The organism is Bacillus methanolicus MGA3 (genome assembly GCF_000724485.1).
GTDB classification, from domain to species: domain Bacteria; phylum Bacillota; class Bacilli; order Bacillales; family Cytobacillaceae; genus Bacillus_Z; species Bacillus_Z methanolicus_A.
Genome location: NZ_CP007739.1, coordinates 1700517 through 1722171 on the forward strand (window position 1 = coordinate 1700517; position 21655 = coordinate 1722171).

The 21655-nt window shown below is 38.8% G+C and carries 14 protein-coding genes and 3 riboswitches; of the genes, 5 read left to right on the plus strand and 9 right to left on the minus strand.

Annotated features, from left to right (window positions below; genetic code table 11):
• Window positions 1-184: 184 nt before the first annotated feature.
• Window positions 185-301, plus strand: a riboswitch (SAM riboswitch).
• A gap of 83 nt (window positions 302-384) precedes the next feature.
• The 5 genes from BMMGA3_RS08295 to BMMGA3_RS08315 all read left to right on the plus strand — a co-directional run bounded on the left by BMMGA3_RS08295 (window position 385) and on the right by BMMGA3_RS08315 (window position 9963).
• Complete coding sequence (locus BMMGA3_RS08295; RefSeq protein ID WP_004434223.1) at window positions 385-1497, plus strand: methionine biosynthesis PLP-dependent protein; 1113 nt, start codon at window positions 385-387, stop codon at window positions 1495-1497.
• Complete coding sequence (gene metC, locus BMMGA3_RS08300) at window positions 1494-2696, plus strand: cystathionine beta-lyase (protein ID WP_004434227.1); 1203 nt, start codon at window positions 1494-1496, stop codon at window positions 2694-2696. Before BMMGA3_RS08295 ends, metC begins: the two co-directional genes overlap by 4 nt.
• Window positions 2693-4558, plus strand: coding sequence for a bifunctional homocysteine S-methyltransferase/methylenetetrahydrofolate reductase (locus BMMGA3_RS08305; RefSeq protein WP_004434230.1), 1866 nt, complete (start codon window positions 2693-2695; stop codon window positions 4556-4558). Before metC ends, BMMGA3_RS08305 begins: the two co-directional genes overlap by 4 nt.
• The gene (metH, locus tag BMMGA3_RS08310) at window positions 4536-7991 is read left to right on the plus strand and encodes a methionine synthase (protein ID WP_004434232.1); all 3456 of its coding nucleotides are present in this window, start codon (window positions 4536-4538) and stop codon (window positions 7989-7991) included. Before BMMGA3_RS08305 ends, metH begins: the two co-directional genes overlap by 23 nt.
• 229 nt (window positions 7992-8220) lie before the next feature.
• A complete protein-coding gene (locus BMMGA3_RS08315) occupies window positions 8221-9963 on the plus strand; it encodes an AAA family ATPase (protein WP_004434237.1) in 1743 nt (580 codons plus the stop codon).
• An 84-nt stretch (window positions 9964-10047) separates the two neighbouring features.
• Here the strand turns inward: BMMGA3_RS08315 and BMMGA3_RS08320 are convergent, their stop codons facing one another.
• The 9 genes from BMMGA3_RS08320 to BMMGA3_RS08360 form a co-directional block, all read right to left on the minus strand.
• Window positions 10048-10560, minus strand: a complete 513-nt coding sequence (locus tag BMMGA3_RS08320; protein ID WP_004434240.1) for an acyl-CoA thioesterase — start codon at window positions 10558-10560, stop codon at window positions 10048-10050.
• 80 nt (window positions 10561-10640) lie between these two features.
• Window positions 10641-11069 (minus strand): DUF1284 domain-containing protein, encoded by a 429-nt coding sequence (locus tag BMMGA3_RS08325; protein ID WP_004434242.1) that lies wholly within the window; start codon window positions 11067-11069, stop codon window positions 10641-10643.
• A 229-nt stretch (window positions 11070-11298) separates the two neighbouring features.
• The gene (gene metE / locus BMMGA3_RS08330; protein ID WP_004434245.1) at window positions 11299-13593 is read right to left on the minus strand and encodes a 5-methyltetrahydropteroyltriglutamate--homocysteine S-methyltransferase; all 2295 of its coding nucleotides are present in this window, start codon (window positions 13591-13593) and stop codon (window positions 11299-11301) included.
• A 152-nt stretch (window positions 13594-13745) separates the two neighbouring features.
• Window positions 13746-13945: riboswitch (cobalamin riboswitch) on the minus strand.
• A 269-nt stretch (window positions 13946-14214) separates the two neighbouring features.
• Window positions 14215-15027 (minus strand): alpha/beta hydrolase family protein, encoded by an 813-nt coding sequence (locus tag BMMGA3_RS08335; RefSeq protein ID WP_004434249.1) that lies wholly within the window; start codon window positions 15025-15027, stop codon window positions 14215-14217.
• A 91-nt stretch (window positions 15028-15118) separates the two neighbouring features.
• Window positions 15119-15286 carry a Fur-regulated basic protein FbpA gene (fbpA, locus tag BMMGA3_RS17310; RefSeq protein WP_004434251.1) on the minus strand — a complete coding sequence of 56 codons (168 nt, stop codon included), beginning with the start codon at window positions 15284-15286 and terminating at the stop codon, window positions 15119-15121.
• A 123-nt stretch (window positions 15287-15409) separates the two neighbouring features.
• A riboswitch (SAM riboswitch) is annotated at window positions 15410-15518 on the minus strand.
• Window positions 15519-15632: 114 nt separating this feature from the next.
• Window positions 15633-17708, minus strand: coding sequence for a peptidoglycan D,D-transpeptidase FtsI family protein (locus tag BMMGA3_RS08340; protein WP_004434252.1), 2076 nt, complete (start codon window positions 17706-17708; stop codon window positions 15633-15635).
• Between the two features lie 683 nt (window positions 17709-18391).
• On the minus strand, window positions 18392-20341 hold the full coding sequence (locus BMMGA3_RS08350; protein WP_004434256.1) for a multidrug ABC transporter permease: 1950 nt from the start codon (window positions 20339-20341) through the stop codon (window positions 18392-18394).
• A complete protein-coding gene (locus tag BMMGA3_RS08355; protein WP_004434259.1) occupies window positions 20316-21215 on the minus strand; it encodes an ABC transporter ATP-binding protein in 900 nt (299 codons plus the stop codon). The genes BMMGA3_RS08350 and BMMGA3_RS08355 overlap by 26 nt, the downstream gene beginning before the upstream one ends.
• Window positions 21212-21598 (minus strand): GntR family transcriptional regulator, encoded by a 387-nt coding sequence (locus tag BMMGA3_RS08360; RefSeq protein ID WP_004434262.1) that lies wholly within the window; start codon window positions 21596-21598, stop codon window positions 21212-21214. Before BMMGA3_RS08360 ends, BMMGA3_RS08355 begins: the two co-directional genes overlap by 4 nt.
• Between the last annotated feature and the right edge of the window lie 57 nt (window positions 21599-21655).

Below are 21655 nucleotides of genomic sequence, written 5' to 3' on the forward strand. Positions count from 1 at the left end.
CTATCTAACAAATTTCCTTAATTCCTATCAAATTAGTGCGATTAAATGGTTGTTAGTAAGTTTAATATACTTTGTTCAATAATTCAACCTTGTAAAAATAAAAAGTTATGAAAATTATGCAAAAAAAGAATTGACAGAATACAATTTAGTGGTGTAATGTGTAAATAAAATTTAATAATGGTATTTCTTATCAAGAGAGGTCGAGGGAATGGCCCAATGAAGCCTCAGCAACCTTCAATGTCTTTTAGACATTGAAAAGGTGCTAATTCCAGCAAGTTCATTTGAACTTGAAAGATAAGAAGACGATTGTGTTCCCTGCTTACAAAAGTCTTCTTATTTTTAGAAGACTTTTTTTATTTTTCCTACATAAAAGGAGTGATGGTCATGTATAAAGTTGACACGAAACTTGCACAAATCGGCAATCGAAGTGAAAAAGCAACAGGAACGGTAAACCCGCCAGTTTATTTTTCTACAGCTTATCGGCACGAAGGTATTGGACAATCAACCGGATATGACTATATCCGCACAGGAAATCCGACAAGACATATTCTTGAAAATGCAATTGCCGATTTAGAAAAAGGTGATCAAGGCTTTGCCTGCAGTTCAGGAATGGCAGCCATTCTTACCATTCTGTCTTTATTTCAATCCGGTGATGAATGGATTGTGAGCAAAGATTTGTATGGAGGAACTTACCGTTTATTGGAGCAGGGCTTTAAGAAATGGGGATTGAATTGTAAATATGTTAATACGTGTTGTCCGGAAGAGCTTGAGAGTCATATTACTCCTCAAACAAAAGCGATCTTCCTGGAAACTCCGACAAATCCCCTCATGGAACAAACCGATATTTCAGCAGTTTCAGAGATTACAAAAAAGCACAATTTATTGCTTATTGTTGACAATACGTTCTTCACACCATTGCTGCAGCAGCCATTAGTCCTAGGCGCGGATATCGTGATTCACAGTGCAACAAAATACCTCGGTGGCCATAATGACGTGCTTGCCGGGCTCATTGTTGCTAAAGGAAAAAAACTGTGTGAGTCTCTTGCACTTTATCATAATGCTGCAGGGGCTGTCCTTAGCCCATTTGATTCATGGCTGTTAATTCGCGGAATGAAAACCTTATCTCTTCGGATGAAAAAGCATGAAGAAAATGCAAAAGCAATCGTATCCTATCTTTCCGAGCATGAGTCAGTCACTGACGTCCTTTACCCAGGAAAAGGAGGAATGGTGTCATTCCGAATGAAAGATGAATCATGGGTTAATCCGTTTTTGCAAAGTCTCTCCCTTATCACGTTTGCCGAAAGCTTGGGTGGAGTTGAAAGCTTTATTACTTACCCTGCCACACAAACTCATGCAGATATTCCGGAAAAAATCCGGTTGGAAAATGGAGTGTGTAATCGGCTATTAAGATTTTCGGTAGGAATTGAAGATGTTCATGATTTAATCGAAGACTTGGAGCAGGCATTTGTCCATGCCCGGAAGGTGGTTGCAGTATGAATGAACAAGAAACATATTCATTTGAAACTTTGCTTCTTCACAACAGACAAAAAGTCGATCGAGTTACCGGTGCGGTAAGTGTGCCTATTCAGCATGCATCTACCTTTCATCAATTTCAAATTGACCAATTCGGGAAATATGACTACAGCCGCAGTTTAAATCCAACTCGTGAGGCACTTGAGGAAGTCATTGCGGATTTAGAAGAAGGAACGAGAGGATTTGCTTTTTCATCGGGAATGGCCGCAATATCCACCGCTTTTCTTCTACTATCTCAAGGAGAACATGTCATCCTTTCGGAAGATGTGTACGGAGGGACTTACAGGGTCGTAACACAAATCCTTTCCCGATATGGAATCGAGTACACCTTTGTCGATATGACCGATCTTTCTGCAGTGCGAAACGCAATACAGCCAAACACAAAAGTTTTTTATGTTGAAACACCGTCAAATCCTTTGCTAAAAGTGACAGATATTAAAGCAATCAGTCAAATGGCGAAGGAAATCGATGCTTTAACATTTGTTGATAACACATTTTTAACCCCTGCCCTGCAAAAACCCCTTACATTGGGAGCAGATGTTGTACTTCACAGTGCAACCAAATTTTTGTCGGGTCATAGTGATGTCGTCGCAGGATTAGCAGTGGTTAAAGATGAAATTCTGGCCGAAAAGCTTGCCTTTTTACAAAATTCTTTTGGTGCAGTTCTCGGTGTTCAAGATGCATGGTTAGTTCTGAGAGGTTTAAAAACGCTGCATGTCAGACTTGAACAATCCATCAAATCAGCAAAAAAAATTGCATCATTTTTGGAAGATCAACCATTAGTGAAAAAGGTTTATTATCCTGGATTGAAAAACCACCCACAATATGCGCTGCAAGCTGAGCAGGCAAAAGGTCCGGGAGCTGTTCTTTCCTTTGAATTCATCAATGAACAAGTACTTCGTTCATTTTTATCAAAGGTTCAAATCCCTGTATTCGCAGTAAGTCTTGGGGCGGTCGAATCAATACTTTCCTATCCAGCGAAAATGTCCCATGCGGCAATGCCGCAAAATGAAAGAGAAAAACGGGGAATCAGCAACAATCTTCTTCGCTTATCAGTAGGTCTTGAAAATTCGGACGATCTCATTCATGACTTTTCTGCTGCATTAAATGAAATTCGTTACGATGACGAGAAAATTTACGTAAAACAAGGAGGAAAGAAATGAGCTTCCTGGAAAAATTAAAAAATCAAATTTTAATTGCCGACGGTGCGATGGGAACTCTTCTTTATTCCTATGGAACAGACTGCTGTTTCGAGGAGTTAAACCTTTCCCAGGCCGAGCAAATCACAAATATTCACCGTGCTTATATTGATGCCGGCGCTGATGTGATTCAAACAAACACTTATGCAGCCAATTATTTGAAGCTGAAGCGATACGGACTTGAAGATTTTGTAAAAGAAATCAACAGTGCTGCTGTAAAAAATGCAAAAAAAGCAGCGCAAAACCGGGCTTACATACTGGGAACAATTGGAGGCAATCGCGGCATAAAACCAAATACGATTCCAATAGAAGAAATTAAAAGAAGCTTTCGCGAACAATTATATTGCCTTCTTTTAGAAGGAGTCGATGGAATTTTACTAGAAACCTATTATGATCTTCAAGAATTAGAAACAGTTTTGCAAATTGCTAGAAAAGAAACGGACCTGCCGATTATTGCGCAAGTTTCCCTGCAAGAGGTTGGAATAATGCAGGACCGGACACCGATAACAGAAGCGTTCAATCGATTAGAGGGCCTGGGAGCAGATGTCATCGGACTTAATTGCCGTCTTGGCCCTCATCATATGCTGGTAACACTTGAAGAAGTCCCCCTTCCAAAGAGTGCTTATTTATCAGCTTATCCAAACGCCAGTCTTCCTGCATATACCGACGGCAAATTTCATTATGAAGGGGATGCAGATTACTTTAGAAAGTCGGCACGCTCTTTCAGAGAACAAGGAGTCAGACTGCTTGGAGGATGCTGCGGAACTACGCCTGAACATATACGAGCCTTTGCAGCGGAGCTTCACGATACTCCGCCAGTAACGGAAAAAGCAGTGAAACAGAAACCGAAGAAAATCATAATACAGCCAGCAGAGGCTATAAGAGAATACCCGCCTCTGCAGGATATCGTAAAGGAGAGAAAATCCATTATCGTTGAACTGGATCCGCCCAAAAAATTGGATACGACAAAATTTTTTCAAGGGGCTAAGGCACTGAAGGAAACGGGGATAGATGCCATTACATTGGCTGACAACTCTCTTGCCTCCCCCCGCATCTCAAATTCTGCTTTAGGATATTTGACAAAAACACAAATCGGTATGCGTTCGATCATTCATATAACTTGCCGTGACAGGAATATTATCGGTTTGCAGTCTCATCTAATGGGACTACATACATTGGGTTTGCATGACATCCTCGCTGTAACCGGAGATCCGGCACGGGTCGGTGATTTCCCGGGAGCATCGTCCGTTTATGATGTGTCTTCTTTTGAATTAATCCAAATGATTAAACAATTAAATGAAGGATTATCAATTTCCGGGAAGGAACTTGGCCAGAAAGCAGCTTTTTCAGTTGCTGCAGCTTTTAACCCGAACGTTCGATCTTTGGAAAAAGCAGTAAACCGCCTTGAAAAGAAAATGAAGTTTGGAGCAGATTATTTTATTTCTCAGCCGATTTTTTCAGAAGAAAAACTCGTAGAAGTATATGAAGCTACGAAACATATTAAGGCACCAATTTATATTGGAATTATGCCGTTAATAAGCAGCAAAAATGCTGAATTCCTGCATCATGAAGTGCCCGGTATAAAAATAACTGATGCCATTAGAGACAGGATGGCAAAATTCAAGGATAATCCTCATCAAGCCATTCTTGAAGGCCTTGACATTGCAAAATCGTTAATTGATGCAGCACTGGATCTTTTTAACGGAATATACCTTATTACCCCATTTTTGCGATATGAGCTAACTGTGGAGTTAGCGGAATATGCCCGAAGTCAAAGTGCGAATTTAGTTAGGAGGAACAACCATGTCCAAAGCATCATTCACTGATCTATTAAATCAACGAATTCTCATTATGGATGGCGCTATGGGAACGATGCTGCAAAAAGCCAATCTGACAGCAAAAGACTTTGGCGGAGAGCTTTACGATGGATGTAATGAACATCTCAATTTAACCGCACCCGAAGTGATCGAATCAATTCATACAGAATATTTAAAAGCTGGAGCCGATATTATCGAAACAAACACGTTCGGTGCCACAAGTATTGTTCTTGCTGAGTATCAGCTTGAACATAAAGCCTATGAAATTAACAAAGCTGCCGCGCGGATTGCACGGAAAGCGGCAGACCGGTTTTCAACTCCAGAATGGCCCCGCTTTGTTGCCGGTTCGATGGGTCCAACCACGAAGACATTGAGTGTGACAGGCGGTACGACTTTTGAAGCTCTTGCTGATTCCTATGAAGAACAAGCGATCGGTTTAATCGATGGAAATGTTGATCTTTTATTATTGGAAACAAGCCAGGATTTGCTGAATGTAAAGGCGGGTTTTATCGGAATTCAAAGAGCGTTTGAAAAAACAGGAAAAATTCTCCCATTAATGATTTCCGGAACGATTGAACCAATGGGTACAACCCTTGCCGGACAGTCTATAGAGGCATTTTATATTTCTGTCGAGCATATGAAACCTGTAGCTGTCGGGCTAAATTGTGCAACAGGTCCGGAGTTTATGCAGGATCACATCCGTTCGTTAGCAAACCTAGCGACGACAGCTGTAAGCTGTTATCCGAATGCCGGATTGCCTGATGAAGAAGGTCAATATCATGAAACTCCCGAGACACTTTCACAAAAATTGGCGGGATTTGCTGAACAGGGCTGGCTGAACATTGTCGGCGGCTGCTGCGGTACAACTCCTGACCATATTCGAGCAATCGCGGATGTAATGAAAAACTACAAACCTCGTTTGCTCAAAAAAGGAAGCACCCATAAATTATCAGGTATTGAACCGTTAATATACGATGATCCTTCCTTGAGACCGATTATGGTTGGTGAACGGACGAATGTCATTGGTTCCCGGAAATTTAAACGGTTAATAAGGGAGGGCAAATATGAGGAAGCGGCTGAGATTGCGAGAGCACAGGTAAAAAGCGGCGCCCATGTTATCGATATTTGTCTTGCGGATCCAGATCGGGATGAGCTTGCGGATATGGAAAATTTTATAAAGGAAGTCGTCAAGAAAGTCAAGGTTCCTCTTGTGATCGATTCAACCGATGAAAAGGTAATTGAGAAAGCACTTACCTACACACAAGGAAAAGCAATTATTAATTCAATAAACCTTGAAGACGGAGAGGAACGGTTTGAAGCAATTGTTCCCCTCATCCATCGGTACGGTGCAGCGGTTGTTGTCGGAACAATTGATGAAAAAGGAATGGGTGTGACGGCTGAAAGAAAGTTTGAAATTGCCAAACGTTCGTACGAACTGCTAGTCAACAAATACAAAGTTGCTCCTCATGATATTATTTTTGATCCTCTTGTCTTTCCGGTTGGCACCGGTGATGAACAGTATATCGGTTCCGCTAAAGAAACCGTTGAAGGGATTCGTTTAATAAAAGAACATTTTCCTGAAACACAAACAATTCTTGGCATAAGCAACGTATCCTTTGGCCTCCCTCCTGTCGGAAGAGAAATTTTAAACTCCGTGTTTCTATACCATTGTACACAGGCGGGCTTGGATTATGCGATTGTCAATACAGAAAAACTTGAACGTTTCGCTTCTATATCAAAAGAAGAAATTGAAATGGCTGAAAATCTTCTTTTTGAAACAACAGACGAATCGTTAGCAGCTTTCACTGAATTTTACCGAGACAAAAAGAAAGAAACAAAAAGTACACTACCAGACATGACACTTGAGGAACGTCTCTCCTACTACATTGTGGAAGGAACGAAGGAAGGATTGTTTCAAGATTTGGAACTGGCGTTAGAATCCTACCCTTCCCCGCTCGACATTATCAATGGGCCATTAATGGATGGGATGAAGGAAGTCGGAAGGCTTTTTAACGACAATCAATTAATTGTAGCAGAGGTGCTGCAAAGTGCAGAAGTTATGAAGACAGCAGTATCATTTTTAGAGCCTTTTATGGAGAAAAACACGTCCACTTCCACAAAAGGAAAAATTATTTTGGCAACGGTAAAAGGCGATGTTCATGATATCGGAAAAAATCTTGTCGACATCATCTTAAGCAATAATGGCTACGAGGTTATCGATCTTGGCATCAAAGTTGCACCTAACGACCTGATTGAAGCGATCAGAAACGAAAAACCTGACATAGTAGGGCTTTCAGGACTACTTGTGAAATCGGCGCAGCAAATGGTGATTACAGCCCATGACTTGAAAAAAGCAGGAATTTCGGTTCCAATTTTAGTTGGGGGAGCGGCTCTTTCGAGAAAATTTACTGAAACAAAAATTTCAAAAGAGTATGATGGCATCGTGTTGTATGCGAAAGATGCCATGAACGGTCTGTCACTGGCTAACAAGCTTCAAAGCCCAGAAGAGTATGAAAAGCTTCTTGCAGAAAAACATGAAAAAACAGTTTCTAAGCCTATGCAGCCGAGTTATCAAGAACGGTCTGCTGTTGCAACAGCTGTCAAGACTTCATCAGCTGTGTCAACGGAAGTTCCGGTATTTGTACCAAAGGATACAAAACGGCATTTATTAACATCTTATTCCCTTTCTCATATTGAGCCATATATAAATCAGCAGATGCTATTGGGACATCATCTTGGCGTGAAAGGCAACGTTGCAAAGCTTCTTGAAGCTGGTAATGAAAAAGCAATCAAAGTAAAAGAAATTGTCGATGGGTTGATTTTTGAAGCAAAGAAAAACAATTGGATAAATCCATTGGCTGTTTATCAATTTTTCCCTGCCCAGTCTGATGGAAATAAGATTTATATTTATGATCCGGTAGAGCAAAATCAGATTATAGAAGTGTTTGAATTTCCGAGGCAAGAATTTCCTCCGTTCCTTTGTCTTGCTGATTATTTAAAATCGGTAGATAGCGGGCAAATGGACTATGTGGGATTCTTCGCAGTTACAGCCGGTCGGGGAATTCGCGAAGTGGCAGAACAATTAAAACAACAAGGCCGTTTCTTAGAAAGCCATGCACTGCAGGCATTAGCGTTAGAAACAGCTGAAGGTTTTGCCGAATTAATCCATCGACTAATGAGGGACCGCTGGGGATTCCCTGATCCTGTCAACTTCACAATGAGGGACCGTTTTTCCGCCAAGTACCAAGGCCAGCGCTATTCGTTCGGATATCCGGCATGTCCAAACCTCGAAGACCAAAGAAAGCTATTTAATTTGATTCAGCCTGAGGACATTGGCATTCATTTAACGGACGGCTTCATGATGGATCCGGAAGCTTCCGTTTCAGCAATGGTATTCGCCCATCCGGAGGCAAGATACTTTAATGTACTAAAAAATAACTAAGATGGAAAATGAAATATAAACACACGTTGATCAATAATTCTGTAAAAGGCATGAGTGTTTATCGCTCATGCCTTTTATTATATTAAATTTGTTACTTTGTACCTATTTAATAAAAACAACCCCTGTCTTTCCATAAACCACCACGAATAATTCCTTCTCTTAATCTATTAATGCCTTTCTCTCTTTTTTATAATGGAAGTAAGTCTAAAAAATAAGGAGTTGTCGCAAATTGAAATTACGGTCAAAAAAGATTGCAAAGTTCATTCCGCTTCTTGCGGCAATTGTTATCTTACTCTCAAGTTCAATCTTGTTAACGATAAATAGAAACAAAGAAACAGTGATCCCCTTTTCATCACTGGAAGATATCCTTCAAAAACAAAACGGAAAACCTGTTGACTTAAAGGAACAGAGTGATGGAACGATCCATGTTAAAACAAAAGACGGGGTGTACGTAACCCATATTCCTCCAGGCAGCCAAATGGCAGCTAAGCTTGTTGAAACCTATAATGTTCATTATTCTTATTCCAATAGCACCCAGTACGGAATGTGGTTACTAGGCGGAATCGTTGTCGTGCTTGCTGTGGCGGCACTATTTATTCATAAAAAAGCAAAAGGCGGAATTGGAATAACGAATACAATGAAAAACAGTATTTCGAAAGCAAAAGCGCTGCCTGACATAACTCTTAATGATGTAGGCGGACTGCCTGAAGAAATGAAAGAAGAAATATTACAGACTTTGTCTATTCTTAAAGATCCTGAACGGTCGGAAAAAATGGGATTGAAAGCACCGAAAGGAATTTTGCTATACGGACCTCCCGGTACCGGCAAGACACTGCTTGCCCAAGCAATCGCCCATGAACTCGGAGCAAATTTCTTCTCAACAAGCGGTTCAGCGTTTAACGAATTATTTGTCGGGGTCGGAGCATCCCGTGTCCGCAGTTTATTTCAAAATGCTAGAAAACACACTCCCGCAGTTATTTTTATAGACGAAGTAGATGCCTTGGCTGGAAAACGGAAACCGTATGGCGGTGAAGAGGCTGAAAAAACTCTTACAGAACTTCTTGTTCAGCTGGATGGCGGCCATTCCAATGACGGAATCTTATTTATTGCAGCAACAAACCGGAAGGATATGCTTGATGAAGCATTTTTACGCCCTGGCCGGATTGATTTTTCTTTCCATGTGCCTCTGCCAGATAGAAAAGGAAGAAGAGAAATCATTGACATTCATACAAAAGGAAAGCGTCTTGCAGCAGATGTAGCCGCTTGTTTAGATGAGCTTTCAGAAAGCACATCTGGCTTCTCTGGTGCAGAAATTCAGTCTCTTTTTGAAACAGCAAGCAGAAGAGCTCTTCGCAACGGGCAAGATGAAATTCAAAAGAGCGATTTGGATTATGCACTCGATCGGATCATTCTCGGCAGCACTTCCCGCAATCTTCAAGATCCGGCAACGAAACGAAGAGTAGCTATTCATGAAGCCGGACACGCTCTGGTCGCTGCTGTAACAAAACCTGGTTCAGTCAGAAAAGCAACGATTATTCCACGAGGCCAAGCTCTCGGTTATGTAGCACCAATTCCGAAAGAGCTCCATTTGTCAACAACAAGTGAGTTAATTGATCAAGTTGCGATGATCCTTGCCGGCGGCGTTGCAGAAAGAATGGTTCTTGGGGAACATAGCATCGGAGTCAGCGGTGATGTTCAGCAGGCAAAACAAATGATTGAGCAAATGGTTGACACAGGACTTCTTCAGGATGGTTTTTCATTAACGTTTATCAAGACGGAAAAAGAAGCAAAAATGCAGGCCCTTTTCGAGGAAGCATTAAATAAATCAGAAACTTTGATTCGCACTTACCGCAAAGTATTTGAACAGCTTGTTGAAGCCTTGCTGAAAAAAGAAACGCTTGAAGGATGGGAAGTAGAAGCAATTGTTATGAAAAAAAATCCTATTGATGCGAATGATTTTTTGATGGTTTAATAGAAAAATCGGCTTTAAATGAGCCGATTTTTCTTTTTGCCAGCCGTCGGTTTTTGAACAGAATATAGATTATTCTGAGAAATTTTACCAAGGCAAGTCAGTCCCGAATCGTTTGGCCAGGATTTCACTTTCTTTTTTCCGTTTTTTTCGCAATTCAGCTCTTTCTTTCGCAGAATTGTATAATTTCTTTTCTTCCTCTGTTTCAGGAATAATTTGTGGAACAGGAGAAGGTGCACCATTTTCATCAATGGCAACAAAAGTTAAAAAAGATAGTGCACATACATTTCGTTCACCTGTCAACAAATCTTCGGCGATCACCTTTACAAACACCTCCATAGATGTTTGTCCGGTATAAGTGACAAACGCCTCCAAACAGACAGAATTTCCTTCATAAATAGGATGCAAAAAGTCAACTGAATCAGTAGAAGCTGTCACTACGTGCTTTCGCGCATGTCGCATGGCAGATATAGCTGCGATGTCATCGATATAGGCCATTAGTTTACCCCCGAACATGGTTCCATGACTATTTGTATCAGGAGGCAAGACGATACTTGTTCTAACAACAAATGAATCTCTGCAGCGCTTTGAATTTTCCATGATGTGATACTCCTTCTGTTATTATGTATTTTAGTTTATACCATATTGGGAAAAAACAAGCGAAAAATGTTTTCTTCATTCTAATTACATTTTAATCTTTCCTTTAGCTCTCTTATCCCTTCTTTGCAAACCCCATACGAAAGCCATGAACATCCTTTACATAAATAATCCAAGTCTTCAGGTCTGACCTTTGCAGCCGTTAACGAAACTAACATTGATTTTAAGTAACTTTTTTCCTTTTCTAATCCTAAATGACGGATGACCTTTTCATCCATGGAGAGAACGTGTTCATTTGAATTTTGATCAGCTTCACATTTAATCACCCCTCGATGAGGGCATGCCATACATGCATCATCAAGTGCCGCAACTACCTTTATTGAAAAATCTTTTTCTTCGTTCCTTATGTCATTGACAATATCTGACATTCTTTCAACAAATTCAGGGCTGTAGCCCATTCCTCGGAATCCGTGCACACATAAAAGATGATGCCCTCTCAGCATTTTGTCCATTTATTAACCTCTTCCATTAATTATTTCTTATATATAATATTCAATATCTATTGTAAATGAACGGTCAGTAGTAAAGGAACTAAAAAGTTGACAAAACAAGCCAAAAACCCGGTTTTCTGCCATTGTAAAAATCAGATGATCGGGTTTTTGTTGTTCCTTTTGATCGACGAAAGGCAAGGATTGACCAGAATACCTTTTCATTTTTTCTACTAATATCACAATGCTGCCATTAAGGTGAAGGTATTAACTGCTTACGGGCAATTGTAGCTGCGGCAACCATATTTTGTAGAGAAGCGATTGTTTCCTCAATGCCTCGTGTTTTTAATCCACAATCTGGGTTAATCCAAAACAGAGTCGGTTCAAGCACTTGCAAACCACGTTCAATCATGTTCGTGATTTCCTCAAAAGAAGGAATTCGAGGACTGTGTATGTCATATACTCCAAGTCCGATTCCTTTGTTATACGAATGATCTGTAAATGAAGAAACCAATTCTCCATGACTGCGCGATGTTTCAATCGAAATCACATCCGCATCCAATTCGCTAATAGAGTCAATAAAATCATGGAACTCACAGTAGCACATATGAGTATGAATTTGTGTCGTATCTTTCACTGAAGAAGTCGTTAAGCGAAATGCCTTAACAGCCCAATCTAAATAGTCATTCCAAGCGGCTTTTTTAAGGGGCAATCCTTCACGCAGTGCTGGTTCGTCAACTTGAATTATCTTTATACCGGCAGCCTCTAACGCTTCCACCTCTTTTCGTAATGCAAGAGCAATTTGATAGGCTACTTGCTGCCTTGATAAGTCGTTGCGAATGAATGACCAGTTTAATATGGTTACTGGACCCGTAATCATTCCTTTCACAGGTTTATTTGTTAGTGATTGGGCATATACACTTTCCTTTACAGTCATGGGATCAAGAAACTCAACATCACCATAAATAATTGGAGGTCTAACACAACGAGAACCGTATGATTGAACCCAGCCATACTGTGTAAAAGCAAATCCCCCTAACTTTTCTCCAAAAAACTCCACCATGTCTGTCCGTTCAAATTCACCATGAACGAAGACATCGAGTCCAATCTCTTCCTGAATTTTAATCCATTTTTTTATTTGTTCTTTGATAGACTCATCATAACGTTCTGTCCCCCAGTCGCCTTTTCTCCACTTCTGTCTAGCTTGTCGCACTTCTGAAGTTTGCGGAAAGCTTCCTATTGTAGTCGTAGGCAGGAAAGGCAGTTTGAGCAATGATTGTTGTTTCTTGTATCGCTCTCTAAAAGGCAGATTTCGATGAAAATGATGTGCTTGGATTTGATTAACAAAAGGATGTACATTAGAACGATTTCTTGCTTGGGACTGAGCTAATTGATTGAGGGCTTTCTCATTGTTGGCAAAGGCCTCGACAACGGTGCTTTCGCCACAGTGAAACCCTTTGACTAAGGATATAATCTCATCTAATTTTTCATCAGCAAATGCTAAAGCATTTTTGATTTCTAGTTCCAGCTTGGTTTCATATTTTGTTGTAACCGGAACATGTAGTAAGCTGCAAGATGGTTGAAGCCATAATCGATCTTGTGGGACAAAATTCGAGATCGTTTTTACTAACTCTAATTTTTCATGTAAATTAGAACGCCATACATTCCGTCCGTCGACAAGTCCAACACCAAGTACTTTATCATAAGGGAATCCGACTGTTTTCAGATTTTGCAGATTCTCTACCAAGCCATGTACAAAATCTAATCCAATTCCTTGTACGGGCAGCTTCATCAAATCTGAGTACCATTCGACAGAATCAAAATAAGTTTGCAGCATGATACAAAGTTTTGGGGCTGCTTCGTGAAGTTGTTTATAAATGTAAGCGATCGTTTTCATCTCTTCTTTTGTGATTGAAGTAACGAGGAACGGTTCATCCAATTGGACCCATTCGACTCCTTCTTTCTCTAATTCTTGTAAAATTTGCACGTACAGTGGAACCAGTTGCAAAATAAAAGCAGGTAATTGAGTACGTACATATCCTTTAGAAAGTTTGATAAACGTATAAGGTCCAACTAGAACTGGTTTTCCTTCAATTCCTAACTTTTCTTTTGCCTCGCGATAGGCGTTAAGTGGTTTGTTTTCTGTTAAGGTTAGTTTTGCTCCTTCATACTCCGGAACAATGTAGTGATAATTCGTGTTAAACCATTTTGTCATTTCACATGCTACCGCTGTTTGATTCCCTCTCGCCATTGAAAAATATGTTTGAAGTGGAACTACTCCACCATTATAGTTGAAACGTTCGGGTATCATCCCAAACATAATAGCCATATCCAACATATGATCATAAAATGAAAAATCGCCAACTGGAATGAGATCGATTCCAATCTCTTTTTGTTTTTGTAAATGGAAAAGACGAATCTGCTCCATTTGATCAAGAAAGTCGGTTTCTTTAATTTTGCCTGCCCAAAACGCCTCTAGAGTCTTTTTCCATTCACGTCTTTCCCCTATACGTGGATAACCTAACTGACCACTTTTAATTACACTCATCTTCATACCTCCGATTTAGATATAAAAACACAAAAATAAAAAGGCATTTCTAACGACCAAATAGAAAGTTAGAAATGCCTAAATAAGCAGGAGTAGACGATCAATTCTACCCTTGATCAAAATTTTGACACCTCCCTATCTCCCGTAGGTCCAGCAGTGTTGTTGAACCAGGCAGGTCTCCTGACTTAAGGCTCATCATCAGCACCACACCTTCCCAATCCTTATGGACCAGTGGCAATTCGTTGTGCTGACTCCTCTCTTACAGTGGCGGGACCGTGTCGGATTTTCACCGAACTTCCCTTTTAATCCTTGAATGCTATTGATTCAAGGAACCTGATTCCTTCTTTATGGAGTTGTTATTTATGTAAAAGCCTTTACTCCGGAAAGAGAATAGCTTTTCATATGATACTTTCAGAAACAGTTAACTAGAATTCTATCAGAAATACCTAAAATGACTTAATAAACTGCATTCATCATGTCCAAAATAAAAATTAGTGGTCATAATATTCTGAGAAAAAACCGTTGTGCTAAGATTACCATTTCCGATTAGGTTCGTCAAATTTAGTTTTCAAAGAATTTCAAAATGATTGATTCTTAAACAGATCATGTTCTTGTTTATTGTTAGATTTGTTTCGCAGGAATGTAAACGTTTTTTGTGATCCATTCACAAGTTTTTGATATAAGGTCTTGAAAATGTTCCCCGCATGAAAACGTATGATTGGCACCGATTACTTCTTTTCTTATACAAGTTCCCGTTTCTCTTCTAAGAAAAATTCGTTCATAATCCTCGCTGTATTTTGCTGGAATTTCTTCATCGTTTGTACCATGAATAAGCAAAACATCTTTTGAAAAATTTCGTGCAGCGTTGAGTGGATGATATTTTTCGAGTGAATGAAAATATTTCGCTGTTAACGAATATCCTAAATGGTCTATTGCTGAAACTTTTTTCAAGTTTGCGACTTTTTCTTTGCCGACGATCTTTCGAATGTCCTCGTATGGATGGGCTACAGCTGACCAAAGAATAAGTTTGCTTACCCTTTCATCTTCGACGGCAGTCAACAGTGCAGTGGCTCCACCAAGGCTATGGCCTAATAGTACTACTTGCTCGCGGTCAATATTATTTAATTTTGTCCCAAAATCGATTACTGCTTTTGTTTGCTCAATGAATTCATCTAATCCGCTGTCTCCATAAACTCCGGGACTCTCTCCGCAGCCTTCATAGTCAAATCTTATTACAACAAATCCGTCCGATGTTAATGCATGTGCCGTTTTCACAAAAAGCCTGTGCGTGCCAATGCGGCTGCTTGTAAATCCATGACAAATAATAACTAACGGAAAAGCAATTTCCCCATTCGATTTTTCATATGTTGGCGGAAAATCAATCGAAGCCGCTAGATATTGTTGTTTCCATGGAATCTTTACATATGTTCCCATATACTGTCTCTCCTTTTTTTCATTTGTATTATCGAGCGTCCAGTTTCACTGGAAGCAAAACCGGAAACATGCAACTAAAATCAGAGAATTTTTAATCGCTCTTGTTGTTTTTCGTTAACTTTTCGTACTCTTCCTCAAGCTCACGCAATGAAAGTTCAAATAGTTGAAAATTCCCTTTTTTATAAACACCTGAAAGGATAAGAAAATCAATTATTTTCTCTTTTTTCTCTTCGAGATGTTGAAGACGGTCTAGATTCATCAGCGTTCCCCTTTCTTTTTTCCAATTAAACCTATCTTATTTATCGGATTTATAAAACTTAAAAACCCCATCTTATCGTTTTCTTCCAACGACAAGAAGGGGTTGAATGATTCACATCCGCACTTCTTATCTTTCAAGCAAAATTTTGCTTGTTGGAATTGGCACAGTGCTCACAAAGAGTCTGTTGCCGAGGCTTCAATGGGCCAAGTCCCTCCACCTCTCTGGATAAGAATATCGTAAATATTCAATTTATTATTTTTAAATATAAGTGAATTTAATCGTTTTGTCAATTATTAATGTTCTATAAAAGGCAGTGTTTCAATTTCACCTCAATGCCCTGAATTGCTTATTGTTTTAAGCGCTGTTTTTTCAATTCAAAATACGTATCCAGCACTCTTCGCCCGATTTCATAATTTGCTGTATGTCCCGAATTGCCCTGATATGCCCAAGGAACCACTACAGCCATCGCAATTTCCGGATTGTTATGTGGTGCGTACGCAACCAAGCTTAAATTCATCACTTCAGGAGGCAGTTTATAATTCTTGCGTTGCGGACCATCATAAAAGGCTTGAGCAGTACCAGTTTTCCCTGCAGGGGAATATGGAGCATCCCCGAATCTTCGATAAGCTGTTCCTTCACTATGCTGCATAACCTGGCGAAAGCCTTCTTTTACTTGGTGCAGCCAGCCATCCTTCAAGTCGAGCCTATTTAATATTGCAGGATGAATTTCGGTTACTAACTGCCCAAGTTCACCGTTTGTGGATGGTTGACGAATTTCTTTAACTAGATGAGGCTTTATCCGGTAACCGCCATTGGCGATCGTGGACACATATTGAGCAAGCTGCATCGGTGTATACGTATCATACTGTCCGATTACAAGGTCAAGCAAAAATCCGGAAGTGGTTTCCGGCCCTTTATACCCTATTTGTTCTTTTGGAAGGTCAATTCCTGTTCGTACTCCAAGTCCGAATTCGCTGAATGAATCTCTGATTGTACGAAACGCTTCCTTATTTTTTAGAATAAGCGGCTGATTCGGTATATATATTCCCTTGCCAATTTCAATCGCTGTTTTAAACATATAGACGTTTGAGGAAACTCTAAGTGCCCGTATATCATTAAGATATGCATTAAAGTTTCTCCATGAACTTTTTTCAGGAGTATCTTTAATATACAAAGGAGAGTCATAAAAAGTGGACCACGGGTGGATCGCACCAGTTTTATAACCTGTTAAAACAGTCGCCCCTTTTACTGAAGACCCGACATTATAGGATGAAGAAATATTCCCTAATGCATAATCTTGAATGATTCGTTTGCCTGTTTTTTCGTCTCTGGCAAGAACTTTTCCTGCCATTGTGAGCACGTCTCCTGTATTCGGATCCATCAAGACCACAAACGCCCGGTCCAACAATCCAGTTCTCGGCAAAGATTTTGCTTTTAACAATTCTTCCACGATGATCTTTTCGACTGCCATTTGCAAATTCATATCTATTGTCAAAACAAGGTCATTTCCCGGCTTACCTTCCGTAATAATTTCTGATTTTAATAAATTTCCATTTTTATCTATTATATTTTTTACTTTTTGCTTCTGCCCTAGAAGCACATCCTCATATTGCATTTCAAGATAGCTTTTTCCTACTCGGTCATTCCGGTTGTAGCCTCTTGATAAGTAATAGTCAAGTTGTTCTTTGGGTAGACCCTCCTCGGAAGTCGTAATTTTCCCAAGAACGCTTTTAAGCGTATCTCCAAAAGTGTACGAGCGATCCCAATCTGTAATCGTGTCAACACCCGGCAAAGATTCCAGATTTTCATTTACTCTTGCAATTTCCTCGTCAGTTACATTCTCATTTTTAACGATTTGAGGTGTAAATGCATAGCCACTGTTGAATTTTCGATAAATCGCAAGAATCTCAAGATCTTCCTTCGTTAATTCGCTAATTTCCTTGTCAGTAATTCTTTTAAGCTTTAATTGATAAATTTGTTTGTCTGTCAGCTTTTTATTTTTATAAAGCTTCCATTCTTTTGCAGTTATTTTTTTATCAGTTTTTTTAGGATTGTTAATAATCCAATAGTCTTTTTTGTCTCTTTCAGGGATTTTTTCATCTTTCATTTCGATTAGAGCAGCAAGTCTTTTGGCAATGGTCATCATTTTATCCTGGTCAAAGCCTTCGTTAATAAAAATAATTGCATTTTTTGGAGTATTATTAACAATGATTTTGCCTGTGCGGTCAAACATTTTCCCACGGGGAACTGGATGACTCACCGTAACATCTACCGTTCTCTCAATTTCTCTTTTGTAGTTATTTCCATAGACAATCTGGACAACACCAAGCCGGACAATAAGCAATGAAAATAGTAAAAAAACAAAAAAGAATAATAGATTAATCCTTAATGGCACGGACATTTTTTTCTTCTTTGTGTCCATTGATACCCCCCTTCCTTTTATACCTAATGATACCATTTTTGTTAACTGGATGGGGGTTATTATTTTATAATTTTGATAGTTTCGAAAATTTTATTTAAAAGGGACCCTTATCAAAATCATTTTTTACTTTGTGTATGTGTGATTCTATATAAACTCTTTCTGAATCTGAAACATGTTTTGCATTCTCCTCAGGGTCGACATCCATACCTTTTCTTTTATACCACCAATCAACAAGAAAGCCGAAAATAATTATGCCAAAGATGAAATTAAGTGCCCACCACATTTTATTCACCTCTTTTTATAGCATTTAATGTTTTTTGATATTTTATGTTCTAGAATGCTCATTTATCCCTCAATCTGCAAAAATTCCTTTTAGAAATCCTCACTGTTTTGCGAAGCTGAAAAATGTAGGTTCATGATTAAGGAAATTTCGCATCTTCAACAAAACTGTTGATTAAAACAAATCACGATAATATTAAAAAATTCGCGGCTATCAATTTATCAAAAACAATAAAGAAAGCAAGCACTCTAGAATGGTGCTTGCTTTTTTTAAGAAGTTATGCAGAATTACTTTGTTGATAAAGTGATTTTTCGAATCTGATAGATTCTTTTTTTTCAGTAGACGGTTTTGAAAATCAATTTGCAGCGTCACTACTACTATTTCCCCTTTTCTTTGCGAACTATTATTTTTCGAAATATTCTTTTATTACACGAGGCACTTGTTTATCATAAATATTCCGAATATCTATATTATTTTGATTTTTGTAAAAGAAGGCAGCTACATATTCACCTTCATTCCAACTCGTATTTTTAAGGCATTCTTCGATTTGCTTTTTATCAGTTATCTTCAGCGCTTCCCCTTTTCTTTCCAATTTTTGAAAAAGATCTTCAACTTCTATATTAGAGTTATTCGGAAAATCTTTCTGCTTAATCACAAGAATGTGCGATATTTCATCAGGCATAATTCTGGCATTTTCGAGCAAGTCTTTGTTACGAAGCCAATCTTCAAAATGTTGATATGATGTCTTCCATTCTGCATGGATTCTCTTATTGTTTTTAAGAAGAATCTCGATATCGGAGAAGGCTTCCCTATTAGAACTGATATCTTCATATGATTCTTGCAAAACTTCTTCTTTCAGGATCTTTATTGCTTCTTTTAAGTCAGCAGGATCTGTTATAATGGCGCTTTTATTAACTGAGCCCTTCGGCATAATTGTTAATTTGTCTGCTTCATTTTCATCTATTCGCAACAGCTCATTCGTTGCTAGTTTATATTCTTCAGATTCAATAATCGGTTTCAAAAATGCCGAATAGTCTCCTTTTTGAATATCGTATTGGCGTATTAATTTATCACCATTTTTCAATTCATACTCAATAAAGATCGGTTCGGTCATGCTGTTATCATCTATCCATTTCCGATTTTTCGATATTTGTTCATGGAGAATTCGCACAGCGTTTAGATTTTTTCGGTCTTTTAAAAAAAACATGGATCGGTGTCCTTCAGTAAACTGATAGGGACTGTTACTAAAATGAACACGCTCGATATCTTCAAGTTTAGGAACAGTCTTCTCATAATTCGTAAAATCAAATTGAAAGACAGCAATGATTAAAGCAGCAGCTGCTGCATAAAAGAAATAACCTTTTATGCTGACTAATACTCTCCACGATTTTTGCAAAACCATTTCTGCAGCAAAATATCCTACGATGGATCCAGCAGCATATCCGAACAAAACCCAGCCGAATTTGTGCTGCATCATTCCAAAATACAATCCTCCGAGCATCATAAAGCACGCGGTTGTTCCGTATTTAAATATCGGTACAAGCTTTCGAAATGCGATCGCTTGTGATGCAGCTTCAAGCTTTCGCTTTTTATATACAAACAACGAAAGCCAATAAAGAAGAATGATGATCGCCATTAAAACGAAAACAGTGCGTGCATCCAATGGCTTGTAATTTAAGTCGATCATGAGCAATAGCGGAGAAAATTTTTTAATCTGCATGTTTAAAAAATAATCGGCAGGAAAACCATATAAGAAATATTTCAAGTTATAGACTAACAACACAGATATTCCTGCTGGAAAGAGTAAGAAAATATATGTCAGTACTCCATGTACAGCAGAAATCCCGGTAAACATTCCGACAAAAATCCCTGCAATATAAACAACAAAATTGAGCAGCAGCGTTTTGCCCATCCAGTAGGAAATATCTTTCAGCCCAAATAATTGTTCCAATCCCATAACTTTCTGTACGATGATTAATACAACCGAATTCAAGACAACGGGCAAAAGCAATAAAATAAATCCTGAAACAGCATAATGGTGATAAATCTTTTCTCTTTTTAATGGCAAACTGTGAATCAAGTCTGCCGCCTGCTTTACTTGTAAAAAGCGGAATAAAAATACAGACAGCAGCACAGGCAAGACGATCATGAAAATCAGTTGGATATCATAATTAAATTCAAATAAATTGTTAACCTTTGCGTATTTCAAAAACTCGTCATTGCTGGCTTTCATAAGAATTTCAAGTGGGAGCGCAAAGAATAGTGATAAGAAATAAACAATTCCAATCCAGCCGACACTTCTAAAAATTTGAAAAACTAGTTCTCTATTAAACCAAGATATTTTTGATTGCATAGCCTGCATCCCCCATTTCATAAATAAAAATTTCTTCAAGTGTAAGAGGAAGCAAATCAAAAATAACCGGACTGAATTGCTCGAAATGAGAAACGATATCTTCTTCACTTCCCCTTACAATGCAAAGCAGGACGCTTCCCCGTTTTTCCTTATGTAAGATGCTGAGATTGCGGAATAATCCTTTTGGAACTTCATTTTTGAAAGCAATTTGAATTTTGTGTACATCGGTTTTTAAATCATCAAGCTCTTTTTCAAGAAGTAGTGAACCTTTGTGAAGAATCCCGACATGGTCACATATATCCTCCACTTCCCGCAGGTTATGGGAAGAAATTAAGACTGTCATTTCCCGATCCGCTACATCCTTGATGATCAAGCTTTTGACCTTTTTTCGGATGACCGGATCCAAACCGTCCATTGGTTCATCAAGGATGAGGATTTCCGGCATTGTCGAAAGACCCAGCCAAAAAGCAATCTGCCGTTGAACTCCTTTTGAAAATTTATGGATTTTTTTATTTATGTCAATATCGAATACATCAGCTAACTCGGAAAAACGGCTTTCGCTCCAATGGCTGTAAATGCTTTTATTAAAATCCGCCATTTGTTTGACTGTGTATTGTTGGAAAAAGTAAGGATAATCCGGAATGAAAAATAGTCTGTCTTTTATCGATGGATTTTCATAAACAGGTTCATCTTTGATCAAGACTTGGCCATGATCTTGTTTCATGATTCCAGCTAAAATTTTTAATATTGTCGTTTTTCCGGCTCCGTTTGAACCTAGCAGACCATATATAGATCCTCTCTGAACAGTAATATTGACATGCTGGATGGCATCAGTGCCTTCATATGATTTCGATACATTTTTTAATTGAATCATGAGAATTCCCCTCCTCTTGTCGAAGTTTCAATTTCTTTTATCATAGAATAGAGTTCATTTGTCGATATTCCTAAATACAGTGCTTCCGTTATTAGTTTCTTAAGTTCTTTTTTTATGCTTTGAATTTTTTCTGAGTTTTGTATATAACTCGAATGGTTGACAAAGCATCCTTTCCCTTTCACAGAGTAAATATAATTCTGGTTTTCGAGTTCCCGGTATGCCTTTTGTATGGTGTTCGGGTTTATCATTAATTGCTGGGCCAAAGCCCTGACAGACGGCAGCTGTTCATCAGCTTTTAAAACTTCATTTATGATCAATTCTTTAAATTTATCAACGAGCTGTTCATAAATGGGTTTCCGGCTCCGCAGATCTAATTCGAACATAACTCCCCTCCTATCTGTACTAAGTGTACTATGAGTATTAATACAGTTAGATTATAT